Here is a 12,285-nt window from a genome sequence, read left to right on the forward strand (position 1 = left end):
GATGGTTGGAACGGCTGCTCCGCGCTCTCCTCGGGGACCGGCTTGTTTGCCCCCGTCATCGGCGCGACGACGCACGATTGTCATCGCACGACCGTCACGAACTTGACGCCAGCTTCGGGGCGCCAGGACCACACGGCTTGACCGTCCGCGAGCTGCCAGTCGTCCTGCGCATCAGCGCACTGACAGGCCCGCGGCCACCACTCCCCGCCTCTACGTATCGTGACGACGCGTACGCCCCTCTGCATGGGACGGGATGGGGGGGAAGATAGGCATAGATTCCGAAAAAGCGAAACATGAATATTTTTCGCCGAGGCACTGGACAGCGACGGCTGATTGCGCGCGCAAACGCCGCATGATTTGGGCGACGGGCAGCGAGGGACAACCGGCAGACGCCGTCGTCCGCCAATGGCGAGTGCGCGCGATAGCTTCCCTGACGTGCCGCAGCGGCTTAGGATGCCCTCGTCCTCACGTTCCGGAATGCGCGCCGTGGCTGACTTCGAGCCGATCTACACGACGAACGATACTGAGAGCGTCGCCCGTTTCGTCGCAAAACACTATGCGCTGCCAGAGCCGCTCACCTGCCGCCTGATGAACCGCGGCTTCAACGACGTCTATCTGATCACTGCGGCCAGCGGCGACCGCTACGTCCTCCGCCTGTCGCAGCACCGCGCCCGCGGCCCTGCCGATGTCCGCACCGAGACCGACTTCCTTGCGCATCTCGCGCGCTGCGGCGTGCCGGTGGCCGCCGCGAGTCCGGCCCGCGACGGCGCGCTGTTCGTGCACGGCGAGGCGGCGGAAGGCTCGCGGGAAGGCGTGCTGTTTCACGCGATCGAGGGCCGGGCCCCGGACGTCGCCTCGCCAAGCGATGCGCGCGCCAACGGCGTGACGCTGGCCAGGATTCACGATGCGGCGTCGTGCTATCGCGCGGAAGCGCCGCTCTACCGGCTGGATCTCGATCATCTGCTGCATCGGCCGCTCGCGCGCGTTCAACAGCTCTGCCGCCTGATCGATGCCGAGGACGGCGGCTTTCTCGAGGGCGTCGCGGCCCGAACCGCCGCGCGGATCGAGGCGATGCAAGGTCTGACGTGGACGCATTGTCACGGCGACTGCCATGGCTTCAATGCGCGTATCAGCGCCGACGGCACGGCCGTGTTCTTCGACTTCGACGACGGCGGCCCCGGCTATCTGGCCTACGATCTCTCGGTCTTCCTGTGGGCGAAGCTGTCGTTCGGCCGGCGCTTCCATGCGGCGTGGCACGCCTTCGTGGACGGCTACCGCTCTGTCCGCCCGATCTCGGCCGCGGACCTCGAGGCCGCTCATGCCTTCGTGATCGTCAGGCACATCTGGCTGATGGGCGAGCAGGCCAGCCGCGCACCCGAATGGGGCAGCGAGAACATCCGCTGGGTGACGCAGCAGCGTGACTTTCTCGAAGGATGGGAGGCGGAGCAACTTGCTGATCGGCTGGTCTGAGCACATGAGAGCCATTGATCCGGCTTCCCAGCCCGGCCTATGCTGCCGCTATTGTCCGGGGCGACACGATGAGCACTGACCTTACCGACCTCAGCCAGCTTGATCCCACGATCATCGATCTGCTTGCAGAACTGCCGCGATCCGGCACGATCTGGCCGGTCGAGGCGCGAAGGATTTGGCTTGCGCGTCTGGAGGCGCAGCTCAGCCTCATCTACCTCAAGCAACCTAAGGGTTCGATGAACACGCGGGCCTCGGAACTGATCAGCGCCGGTATCGCGGAGGCCGCGAGCAGGACGGCGAACGACAATCACTGAAGCACAGGCTCCATCCCGCTGCCTTGCATGGCTATCGCATATGACGATCGCAGTTTGTGTTTGTCTCTTTCCACACCGTCATGGCCGGGCTTGTCCCGGCCATCCACGTCGTCCAGCATCCTGAGAACGACGTGGATGCCCGGGACAAGCCCGGGCATGAGGGAGTAACTCATCAGCAGGATTGTTCGCTAGGATAGCTTCGCTGGCCGGCCGTGTCGCGGCGGCCACAGCCGGCAACTCAGCCGATCACGGGCCATTGTCAATCCATCATCGATGTGATTAGTACGCCGCCGGTGTCGAGCATTCCGCTCCGCTGCATGAGGAGAAAGACGATGACTGCGATCATCCGTTGCTCCGCCAGGAGCCGCCGGGCCTGATCCTCGCGTGAGGCGGGGTGCAGGTCGGCCTGCGTGCGTTCGCGCGCGCTGTTAGTCCCAGACCACATCTCCTGTCTTTCTCCAAGGTACTCACATGGGCAATTCCCATCGCGTGGACGGCCGTGCGCCGGTCCACGGCTTCTACTCGTCCAGCTCCTGGATCGAGGGCGCCGCCGTGCGCCAGCTCGAAACGGTGGCTGATCTCGACGGCGTGCGCGCGGTCGCCGGCCTGCCGGATCTGCATCCCGGCAAGTTCGGTCCCGTCGGCTGCGCCATCCTCGCCGACCACATTCACCCCGCCTTCGTCGGCTCCGACGCCGGCTGCGGCATGGCGCTGTATCAGCTCGATCTCGCTTCGCGCCGCATTCGCGTCGACAAGGCGGCCGACCGGCTGCGCGATGTCGCCAAGCCGTATGACGGCGACATCGCTGGCGAGCTTGCAGCGCGTGACCTCGCGCCGTCCGACCTCGACGCGTCGCTCGGCACGATCGGCGGCGGCAATCACTTCTGTGAATTGCAGGCGGTCGAGCAAGTGTTCGATGAAACGGCCGGCATCGATCGCGATCGCGCTTTCCTGCTGGTGCATTCGGGCTCGCGCGGCCTCGGCCATGCGCTGCTCGAACGGCATGTCGCTGATGGCCTGAAGCCGCTCGCGCCTGACAGCGCGGAAGGCCAGTCCTATCTCGCGGCGCACGACCATGCGCTGCGTTGGGCACGGCTCAACCGCGACGTCATCGCACGGCGTGCGGCATCGGCGTTGCGTTGCGAGGCCAACCCTGTCTGCGAGTGCTCGCATAATTGCGTGGTTCATCGCAGCGAGGGCGTGCTGCACCGGAAGGGCGCGGCTCCCTCCGACCAGGGGCTCGTCGTCGTGCCGGGCTCGCGCGGCGCGCTGTCCTATCTGGTCGCACCGCTGGCGACGGCGCCGAAGGAGGCGCTGTGGTCGATCGCGCATGGCGCGGGGCGCAAGTTCGACCGGTCGTCGATGATCGGCCGGGTCGGAGCCACCAAATCAGATCGCGAGCGGCTGGCGCGCAATCCGTTCGGCGGCCGCGTGATCTGCGAGGACCGCGCACTGCTCGCCGAGGAGGCGCCGGAAGCCTACAAGCCGATCGCAGGCGTGATCGCCGATCTCGAAGCGTTCGGGCTGGCGCGCGTCGTGGCCAGCTTCCGGCCGCTGGTGACGGTGAAGAAGATCGCCACCGAGCGGCGACACAAGGAGGACCGCCGATGAGACGGCTTCTCCTCACCTCGGGACGTGGTCCGGCGGAATGCCGGATCGCGGTCGCGCATGCGCTCACCCGGCTCGCAGCCGAAGCGGAGGCTGCGGATTGCGATTGCGCGATTGCGCCAGGAGAGGCGGATCGTCACGGACCGGCCAGCGCCGTTGTCGTGCTGGACGGGCCTGGCGCCGACGCGCTCGCGCAGCGCTGGACCCGGGGCTCGCTGCTCTGGGTCTGCCGCAGTCCGCTGCGGCCGCATCACGGCCGCAAGAACTGGTTCGTCGGCGTGGTCGATCTGCCGCTGCCGCAAATGGTGCCGGCGTTGGCGGCGGCCGACGTCCGCTTCGAGAGCTTCCGCGCCGGCGGCCCGGGCGGCCAGCACCAGAACAAGACCGAGAGCGCGGTGCCCGCCGTGCATCTGCCGAGCGGCCTCACCGCGATCGCCCGCGACGGCCGCTCCCAGCATCGCAACAAGGCTGTCGCGCTCGCCCGTCTCGCTGCCTTGCTCGATGGCCACGCACGCGTGGCCGAGGCTGGCGAGGCGCGATTGATCCACGCTGCGCATGATCGCATCGCGCGCGGCGCAGCCGGCTTGCGCTTCGAGGGGCCAGCGTTCAGGCCGGCGGGGTAAACGAGAAGCGGCCAGGAGTGAACCTCCTGGCCGCTTCACGCCGCCCCTCATGCCTCACATTCGCACATGACATTGCGCTGCGAAACGGCTAAGCGGACCGCCCCCAAGACATCAACGAGACGAGCATGGCGGCAGCGGCCCATTGCGGCATCGACTTCGGCACTTCGAATACGACGGTCGGCCTCAGCGATCACGCCTCCGCGCAGCTCATCCCCCTGGAGGGCGAGCAGCGCACCCTGCCGAGCGCGATGTTCTTCGATTTCGAGGATCACGGCGTGCAGTTCGGGCGCGCCGCGATCGAGCGCTATCTGACCGGGCATGACGGGCGCTTCATGCGCGCGCTGAAGAGCATTCTCGGCACCGCGCTGATCCATGAGAAGACCTATATCCGGCAGAAGCCGGTGCCGTTCTCCGGCATTCTCGGCTTCTTCTTCGCGCATCTGAAGATGCAGATCGAGACGCGGCTCGGCCATGAGGTCAGCCAGGTCGTGCTCGGCCGCCCCGTGCGCTTCGTCGACAAGGACGATGCGGCCGATGCCGAGGCGCAGAGCGCGCTGGAGGGGATCGCGCGCGAGCAGGGTTTCAAGCACATCGCTTTCCAGTACGAGCCGATCGCCGCCGCGCTCGACTATGAGCAGCAGGTGAACCGCGAGGAGCTGGTGCTGATCGTCGACATCGGCGGCGGCACCTCGGACTTCTCGATCGTGCGCGTCTCGCCGGAGCGGCGCGGCAAGGCGGACCGCGAGGACGACATCCTCGCCAATGGCGGCATCCATATCGGCGGCACCGATTTCGACCGGCTGCTGAGCCTCAAAAGCGTCATGCCGCATCTCGGCTATGGCAGCCTCACCGCCGACGGCAAGCGCGAGCTGCCGACCGCGTACTACCACGAGCTCGCGACCTGGCACCGCATCAACCAGCTCTACAAGAAGGGCGTGATCCACGAGCTGCGCCAGATCCGCTACGAGGCCGAGCGGCGCGACCTCGTCGACCGCTTCATCAAGGTGGTGGAGGAGCATCGCGGCCATACGCTCGCGATCGGCGTCGAGCAGGTCAAGATCGCGCTGACATCGGCGAAGTCGCTAACCTCGGTGCTGTCGGAGAAGGACGATTGGGCGCGCATCAAGTTCACGCGCAAGGATTTCGACCGCGCCATCGCCGATTCCGTCGAGCGCGTTGTCCGCACCGTCACCACGCTGCTGGATGACGCCGCAGTCGAGGCCGCCGCCATCAACACGATCTTTCTCACCGGCGGCTCGAGCATGGTGCCGGCGCTGCGCGAGGGGATCCTGACGCTGTTTCCGGCGGCGCGCGTGGCCGAGACCGACCTGCTCGGCAGCGTCGGCATCGGGCTGTCGCTCGATGCGCGGCGCAAGTTCAGCTGAAGGCTCCGCTCATTCAGGGGCGGCTGTCGCAACCGCCCGCGCCGTCCGCTTCGGCGCGCTCTGAGGCTGAGCGCGCGCCGCGGGCTGCGGCGCGGCGGACGCCGCGTCAACGCTGCGGACGGGGGCGGGCTTTGCGCGCGGCCGGGCACCAACCGCGCCGGTCCGCCCCAGCTCTCCCGCCCGGATGATGCCCCACGGCCCCGCATTGGCCGGAGATGACGGAGATCCCGCGCCGGCTCGCTTCGCGCGCTGGATGCGCAGCGGCTCGGCACGCGGCGCCGGCGCGGGCGTGACCTCCGCAGGCGTCTCCACGCGCGGAGCGATCTCCGGCACGACGGGCTCGGCCTGCGCCCCGACAAGGAGCACCGGCCCGGGTTCGGCGGCGGGAGCGACCGCTGGCGATGCCGCTTCCGGCGCGGCTGCGTTCACGATCGGCTCGTCAGGCAAGGTCACGAGGGCCGGGGCAAGGACCGCAGCCGCTTCGCGCGATGCGTCGGTGGCATCGTCGGCCAGCCCGAAGAACAGATGGCTCGGCAGCAGACACCCCGCCACCGCCAAGGCGACGGCCAGGCTCGGACCGAGCCCGACCTTCATGGACAGGGCCGGGGCCGGCAGCGCGTTGCCGGCGCGCCTAGCCAGGTCGACAGCGGCGACCGCGATGAAGGCCGCAAGGCCGAGGCTGCCGCCGACCATCGGCAGAACCGTCGACGCCTGCACCAGAACAACTGCGAGGGTCAGCGCGGCCACGATCGGCTGCAGCGCTCCGGACAGCCGCTGCGGCGAGGACATGCCGAGGAAGCACCCTGCGTAATAGGCGTCGACCAGACAGCGCTGGTCGGGCCAAAGCGCCTGGATGATCGCCATTCCGGCAAACGCCAGCGTGGCCGAGACGAAGGTGCGTGCTGCCCGCCCCGCGTCGGCGACATGGGGAAGCCGCTGGATGAAAAGGGTCAGGAACGTGCCGGCGAGACACGCCGCCAGGATCGCGAGCGAGCCGTCAAGCTCCTGGTCGAATTGAGTGAGGTGTCCGAGATGCAGCGTGTCGCCTTGCCCGGCGAGCGACGGCCCGAGCGTGACGAATAGCAGCGATCCGAACGCCGCCAGCACGCCCAATCGTCCGCCGTAGCCTTCCAGCAGCACGATGCGCCGCCGGATTTCGATCGAGGTGAAGAGACCGAACAGCAGGCCACAGAAGATCGACAGCAGATAAAGCGACGCCTCCTGCGGCAGTCCGGTGCGAGCGACGCTTTCGCTGAGCTGTGCGATCGGCGTCATGCCGCTGAAGCTGCCGCCATAGACTGAAGACGAGAATGTGATCGCGGCGAGATTGCCGGGAGACGCAATGACCAGGCCGGCGCACAGCACGACCGTCACCGCCGCCGAGGCGAGCGCGGGCGGCAAGCCCAACGCGCTTAGATGCAGCGTCGCGAAACAGCCGAGACAGGCGCCCAGGAAGGACACCAGGATGGCGACTGAAAGATCGAAGCGCCGCGCTTGCGGACGCGGCTCGAACAGGACCGGCAGGCCTGTTCGCCATGGCGTGGAATCACATGGCTCGGAATAACATGGCGCGGACTCGGAAGCCTGCTGCATCAACGAACCACCCCCCGTGTGGATCGACCGGGGCCCCCGATCTCGCCGTCACCGCCGGACGAGACCCCTCAGCACCGCTTTGTGCACGATGACGTGAAAACATGGCGAAACACGAGCAGCCGTGTGGCCGCGGCGCGTTATCGCCGCAAAAAGGCTTGCGGGCTGCCGTCACGGCCCCGCGAATGTGGACGGATCGGGCGTCCACTCGGGCGGAGGCTGCACATCCTGGCGCGCCATGATGCGCGGCCGCGGGGCCACGCGCGGGACCACGCGCGCCTGGCTGCGCTTGGGCAGCATCGCCGGCACCGCACCCGCCTGGCCATAGCGGACGACCCGCCGCTGCGGCTCCGAGGACATTGGCAGAGGCGCGGCGGCGTTGGGCTCGCCGGACCGGCGCGGGAGCGGCTCTCCGCCATCCGGCCGCAGGATCTGCATCGGAAGCTCCGGCACGCCGGCGTCGGCCCGCGGCGACTCGGGCTGACCGCCCTCTCCTCTCGCGTCGTCGACCGGTGGCGACTGCCGCGCGGACGGCGCCACCGACAGCGGTGAAGCGGCCGGCGTCACGCGCGGCTGCTCGAACAGCAGCTCGCTCGATAGCAGCACCGCGGCGATGGCCAGCGCGGCGAGAAGACCTCGCGTCCACGCGATCATGGTCTGGCGCGGCGATTCTCCGGCTTCGATGAACAGCCGCGCGCCGGCGTCGACGAACAACACCGAGACGAAGGCGACATAGCCGAGGCTGCCGCCGACCGCAGGCAGGATCGGCGCGGTGAGCATCAGCAGCGCCGCGAGCAGGACGGCCGCCGCCATCGCCTGCAGCAGGCTGCGCAGCCGGCGCGACGACGACATGCCGAGGAAGCAGCCGGCATAATAAGCGTCGAGCTCGGGGGCGTTGCCGGGGACGACTTGCAGCAGCAGGACCAGGCCGGCGAACGCCACCGTTGCAGCGACGAAGATGCGCACCGCGCGCCGCGATCCCGCGATCGGCGCCCAGCGCAGCGCCGCCAGCGTCGCCAGCATGCCCACCGTGCACAGCAGGAAGGTGATCGCGGCGGCGACGAAGCCGAGCTCCGGCATCGGCCGGCGTGCGATCGGAAACAGCTCGCCATCGGGTCCGAGCATCGGCGCCAGGCCGACGAACAGGAAGGAGGCGACGGCCGCGAGCGCGCCGAGCCGTCCGCCATAGCCGCGCGCCAGCCCGCCGCGCAGCCAGAGGTCGAGCGCACAGGCGAGACAGAACATCAGGCCACAGAACAGCGCGAGCAGAACGAAGGCCGCATCGAGCGGCAGGCCGGCGCGGATTACGCTCGCATTCAACAGCGCCACCGGGGTCATGCCGACGAAGCTGCCGCCATAGGCCGACGAGAAGAACGTGCCGGGCACCAGGTCCGCCGTCCGCGTCAGGATCAGCGAGGCGCACAACAGCAGTGCGGCGGCCGCCGAGGCGACCGACGGCGAGAGGCCGGAGGCGCTGAGATGCAGGGTCATCAGGCAGCCGAGAAAGGCGGCGATGAAGGAGGCCAGCGGCGGACAGCCGAGCTGAAACAGCTCCGAGCCGTAAAACGGGATTGGCCGGCTCAATTGCCGTGTGCGCCACATGTGTGGATCGAACGCACGCTGCGCCTGCGACCCACGCGACCGATGTCCCGCCGTCCCGCGATTCATTCCAACACCTCATCGGGCGCAACCCTGGGCCCGTCCCGCCTATGATACCGCTGGCGGTTGTACACACGCTGCATCCCTGCAATTGCGTGTGTTCGATTAATGCACTGCAATGCAGCGTTGTGAAGCCATTTGGTTCCATTGCCGGAACGAAACAAATCCGTAACCTTAACGGCGACCGGATGGCCGTAATATCAATGACATGGACATGACTTGGCCGGACGCATATGCCGCTTGCCCGCAGCCGTGGTTAACGGCACCATCCGGCATGCTCACGCCCACGTTGCATACAGCCCGCCTGATCCTGCGTCCGCTGGCGCTCCGGGACGCTCCCGCGATCCAGCGCCATTTCGACAATTGGAACATCGTTCGCAATCTCGCGGCCACCGTGCCGTGGCCCTATCCGCCCGACGGCGCGGAGACCTTCGTCAAGTTGCAGCTCGACAGGATCGCGGCCGGCGAGGAGATCTATCAATGGGTGCTGGTGCTGCGCGACGGTGACGGCGAGGCTATCGGCAACATCCACTTCCGGCCGCGGATGGAGTCCGTCAAAGGCCACCGCGGCTTCTAGCTTGCCGAGCCCTATTGGAATCGCGAGCTGATGAGCGAGGCGATCGCAGCCGTGAACGACTTCGCCTTCGGCCCCCTCGGCCTCGATCAGTTCACGGTCTGCAACGTCGCGAGCAACGTCGCCTCGCGCCGGGTCAAGCAGAAGACCGGCGCGGAGTTCACTGGCTTCATCACGCTGGCGCACCACAATGGCGAGACGCGATCCGAGCAATGGGTGGTGCGGCGAGAGACGTGGCTGCAAGGCCGGCCCGATCGCGCCGCTCCCGCCTGAACCACAGCGCTACGCCTCCGCAATGACATCTACAACCTACGCGCAAGCACTACGCGTTGGAGGCGTGCCCGACTGAGTTCCTTTGCGTGCAGAGGAACTCGTCACAACTGTGAATTCTGCCAGTTTCTGCGAAGTCGAGACACTTGGAGGAGCATCGTTCACACTACCTTAGGTTCCACTCCGTAGTTTCGCGGGCATCACCCGGTAGCCGAGAAACGGCGCATTGCGGAGGGGATGAATGAAGGCATTGCTTCTCAAATTTTACGAAGACGAATCCGGCGCAACCGCCATCGAATACGGGCTGATCGCCGCGGGCATCGCGCTCGCGATCATCACCATTCTCAACAAGCTCGGACTGACCCTCGAGGGCATCTTCACGACGCTGACGACAAAGCTGAATGGTGGCTGATCCATCGAATTGTCTGGAAATGGCGTTCTCAGGGCTGGAGCAATCCGGTCGCCATGGTCGGACGGGCCGGGCTCTCAAGCCCGGCCTTTTGCTTTTGCGCGCGTCGACAAGAGGGCTCGCGGCTCAATGCGCCATGCTGCGCCCGGCCTCCTCACAGGCGCTCATGCAGCGCCGGCAGGATTCGGCACAGATCCGGCAATGCGCGTGCATGCCGGCGTGTGTCTCGCACTGCTCCGCGCAGAGACGGCAGATGGCGGCGCAGGACGTGCAGGTCTGGGCGCAGGAGTAGCGCTCCTCGATACAGCGCACGGGCGCATCATTGACTCGGCCGAACGTCCCCTCCGCGCTCAACACGCTGCTCGCATTCCGCTCCGCCGGAATGTCGAAGCCGGCATTGGCGGCGAAGAAGCCGGCATGCTCCACTGGCATGATCGGGAAATCCTCGGGCTTGCACGCATGATTGTGCCTGAACGAATGCGGGTCAGCTCGGTACCAGTCCTCTCGCTTATTGGCGCGCGGTGCGCCTCAATCGCGTGCGGCGAGACCTCAAGGCGTCGCGCGATCCGCGCGACGGAATTTACGACGTTGCCGTGCGCCACGGCTTCTGGCACTTCAGTCAGCTCTCGCTCGACTACAAGCGCCATTTCGCAGAACTGCCATCCGAAACCCTGCGGCGTGCGCGTATGGACGCCCCTGCGCAGTTGAGGCAAAACTCCTCGCATCACTGACATCAGCGGCGCTGAGCTGCTGAGCCAAGAATGGCGCCAACGAAGCGCCTGACGATGCGGAGGACCTGATGCTGATCCCGATGGCGGACGTGCCGCGCTGGTACGCCGAGCGCAAACCCAAAGACAGCATCGCGATCCAGCATGGAACGGACGCGCTGACCTGGGAGCAGCTCGAGCGCCGCGCCAATGCGCGCGCCCGCGCCTTCGCCGCCAAGGGCGTCAAGCCCGGCGACTTCGTCGCCATCGGCCTGCCTAACGGCAATGCGCTGTTCGAGACCAGCTTTGCCGTGTGGAAATGCGGCGCGACGCCGACGTCATTGTCATGGCGCTTGCCGCGTGGCGAAGCCGCCGCGGTGCTGGAGATCCTAAAGCCGTCACTGGTGGTCGGCGGCGAGGCCGATTGGAATGCGCCGAATGCGCTGCCGGCTGATTTCTCGCCGGAAGGATTTTCCGACGAGCCGCTCACAGCCCCGGTGTCGCGCTATTGGAAGGCGATGACCTCGGGAGGCTCGACCGGGCGGCCCAAGGTGATCCTCGATCATCAGCCGGCCGTCACCGACACCGCGGCGGAGCCACCGCTCGGAATCCCGAAGGGCGCATCGCTGCTCAATCCCGGCCCGCTCTATCACAACGCCCCCTTCATCGTCTCGCACTACGCGCTGTTCGCCGGCGGCAGCTTGACGGGCATGGTGAAGTTCGACGCCGAGGAGACGCTGCGGCTGATCCAGGCGCAGCGCATCCAATGGGTCAATTTCGTGCCGACGATGATGCATCGGATCTGGGCGCTGCCGGACGCCGTGCGCAACAGCTACGATGTGTCGAGCCTCAGAATCGTGTTCCACATGGCCGCGCCGATGCCGGCATGGCTGAAGGAGAAATGGATCGAGTGGCTCGGGCCTGAGCGCGTCTATGAGCTCTATGGCGGCACCGAGCGGCAGGGCCGCACCATCATCTCCGGCACCGAATGGCTGCAGCACAAGGGCTCGGTCGGCAAGATCGACGAGACCTGCGGCTTGCGCATTCTGGGCCCCGACGGCAACGACGTCGCGCCGGGCGAAAGCGGCGAGATCTACTTCCTGCCCGCGGACGGCGTCGGCAGCACCTATCACTATCTCGGCGCCGAGCCGAAGCGGCGCGCCGACGGCTGGGAATCGCTCGGCGACATCGGGCGGCTCGATGCCGACGGCTATCTCTATCTCGGCGACCGCCTGGCCGACATGGTCTTGCGCGGCGGCGCCAACATCTATCCGGCCGAGGTCGAGGCGGCGCTGATGGCGCATCCCGACATCCGCTCCTGCGTCGTGGTCGGCCTGCCCGATCCCGAGCTCGGCCAGCGCGTGCATGCGATCGTCGAGATCGACCGCGCGAAGGACGCCCAGGCCATCGTCGACGGCATGGGGACGTTCCTGGCCGATCGGCTGAGCCGCTACAAGCATCCGGAAAGCTATGAGCTGGTCGACACCATGCTGCGCGACGATTCCGGCAAGGTGCGCCGGACCCTGCTGCGCGACGAGCGCGCCGCCTGGCTCAAGGAGGGCCGCGACTTCCGTCTGATGCCGATCCGCGCGCGCCCCGCGGCCGACTGAGGGGACGACAATTTTTCGAACGTTTACGGCGCTGGCGTAGACTCCGAAGATGGTAGGAGTGATCGC

General features: G+C 67.3%; 10 protein-coding genes and 2 pseudogenes. 9 read left to right on the forward strand and 3 right to left on the reverse strand.

Annotation, left to right across the window (positions count from 1 at the left end; translation table 11 throughout):
• Window positions 1-486: 486 nt before the first annotated feature.
• From ACVILH_RS03545 to ACVILH_RS03565, 5 genes are all read left to right on the forward strand, one after another.
• Entirely contained in the window at window positions 487-1,470 is a 984-nt protein-coding gene (locus tag ACVILH_RS03545) for a phosphotransferase enzyme family protein (protein ID WP_456711642.1), read from the forward strand.
• A gap of 14 nt (window positions 1,471-1,484) precedes the next feature.
• Window positions 1,485-1,784: a hypothetical protein gene (locus ACVILH_RS03550; protein ID WP_456711643.1), complete on the forward strand. Its 300-nt coding sequence runs from the start codon at window positions 1,485-1,487 to the stop codon at window positions 1,782-1,784.
• A 471-nt stretch (window positions 1,785-2,255) separates the two neighbouring features.
• Window positions 2,256-3,395 (forward strand): RNA ligase RtcB family protein, encoded by a 1,140-nt coding sequence (locus ACVILH_RS03555; protein ID WP_456711644.1) that lies wholly within the window; start codon window positions 2,256-2,258, stop codon window positions 3,393-3,395.
• Window positions 3,392-4,015: a peptide chain release factor H gene (gene prfH / locus ACVILH_RS03560; RefSeq protein ID WP_456711645.1), complete on the forward strand. Its 624-nt coding sequence runs from the start codon at window positions 3,392-3,394 to the stop codon at window positions 4,013-4,015. The genes ACVILH_RS03555 and prfH overlap by 4 nt, the downstream gene beginning before the upstream one ends.
• Window positions 4,016-4,140: 125 nt before the next feature.
• Window positions 4,141-5,400, forward strand: coding sequence for an Hsp70 family protein (locus ACVILH_RS03565; RefSeq protein WP_456711646.1), 1,260 nt, complete (start codon window positions 4,141-4,143; stop codon window positions 5,398-5,400).
• Between the two features lie 9 nt (window positions 5,401-5,409).
• On the opposite strand, the gene ACVILH_RS03570 is transcribed toward ACVILH_RS03565, so the two are convergent.
• Together ACVILH_RS03570 and ACVILH_RS03575 are read right to left on the reverse strand one after the other, a co-directional pair.
• Complete coding sequence (locus ACVILH_RS03570; protein WP_456711647.1) at window positions 5,410-6,675, reverse strand: hypothetical protein; 1,266 nt, start codon at window positions 6,673-6,675, stop codon at window positions 5,410-5,412.
• Between the two features lie 486 nt (window positions 6,676-7,161).
• Window positions 7,162-8,592 carry a hypothetical protein gene (locus ACVILH_RS03575; RefSeq protein ID WP_456711648.1) on the reverse strand — a complete coding sequence of 477 codons (1,431 nt, stop codon included), beginning with the start codon at window positions 8,590-8,592 and terminating at the stop codon, window positions 7,162-7,164.
• 331 nt (window positions 8,593-8,923) lie between these two features.
• Here ACVILH_RS03575 and ACVILH_RS03580 point away from each other — a divergent pair.
• Together ACVILH_RS03580 and ACVILH_RS03585 are read left to right on the forward strand one after the other, a co-directional pair.
• A pseudogene (locus ACVILH_RS03580) lies at window positions 8,924-9,496 on the forward strand (GNAT family N-acetyltransferase).
• A 238-nt stretch (window positions 9,497-9,734) separates the two neighbouring features.
• Window positions 9,735-9,905, forward strand: a complete 171-nt coding sequence (locus ACVILH_RS03585; RefSeq protein WP_006611732.1) for a Flp family type IVb pilin — start codon at window positions 9,735-9,737, stop codon at window positions 9,903-9,905.
• A gap of 123 nt (window positions 9,906-10,028) precedes the next feature.
• Here ACVILH_RS03585 and ACVILH_RS03590 read toward each other — a convergent pair whose 3' ends face one another.
• Entirely contained in the window at window positions 10,029-10,334 is a 306-nt protein-coding gene (locus ACVILH_RS03590; RefSeq protein WP_456711649.1) for a hypothetical protein, read from the reverse strand.
• 56 nt (window positions 10,335-10,390) lie between these two features.
• On the opposite strand from ACVILH_RS03590, the pseudogene ACVILH_RS03595 reads away from it, so the two are divergent.
• Window positions 10,391-10,633 (forward strand): annotated as a pseudogene (locus ACVILH_RS03595) (helix-turn-helix domain-containing protein); the annotation flags it as partial.
• 68 nt (window positions 10,634-10,701) lie between these two features.
• Complete coding sequence (locus ACVILH_RS03600) at window positions 10,702-12,219, forward strand: AMP-binding protein (RefSeq protein ID WP_456711650.1); 1,518 nt, start codon at window positions 10,702-10,704, stop codon at window positions 12,217-12,219.
• Window positions 12,220-12,285: the final 66 nt, after the last annotated feature.

The sequence above is a fragment of the Bradyrhizobium sp. USDA 4353 genome, assembly GCF_054063215.1.

Excerpts from the sequence above, each read along its gene's own strand:
- ACVILH_RS03555 (WP_456711644.1), top strand. The coding sequence starts at position 2,256 with ATGGGCAATTCCCATCGCGTGGACGGCCGTGCGCCGGTCCACGGCTTC.
- prfH (WP_456711645.1), top strand. The coding sequence starts at position 3,392 with ATGAGACGGCTTCTCCTCACCTCGGGACGTGGTCCGGCGGAATGCCGG.
- ACVILH_RS03565 (WP_456711646.1), top strand. The coding sequence starts at position 4,141 with ATGGCGGCAGCGGCCCATTGCGGCATCGACTTCGGCACTTCGAATACG.
- ACVILH_RS03570 (WP_456711647.1), bottom strand. The coding sequence starts at position 6,675 with ATGACGCCGATCGCACAGCTCAGCGAAAGCGTCGCTCGCACCGGACTG.
- ACVILH_RS03575 (WP_456711648.1), bottom strand. The coding sequence starts at position 8,592 with ATGTGGCGCACACGGCAATTGAGCCGGCCAATCCCGTTTTACGGCTCG.
- ACVILH_RS03585 (WP_006611732.1), top strand. The coding sequence starts at position 9,735 with ATGAAGGCATTGCTTCTCAAATTTTACGAAGACGAATCCGGCGCAACC.
- ACVILH_RS03590 (WP_456711649.1), bottom strand. The coding sequence starts at position 10,334 with ATGCCAGTGGAGCATGCCGGCTTCTTCGCCGCCAATGCCGGCTTCGAC.
- ACVILH_RS03600 (WP_456711650.1), top strand. The coding sequence starts at position 10,702 with ATGCTGATCCCGATGGCGGACGTGCCGCGCTGGTACGCCGAGCGCAAA.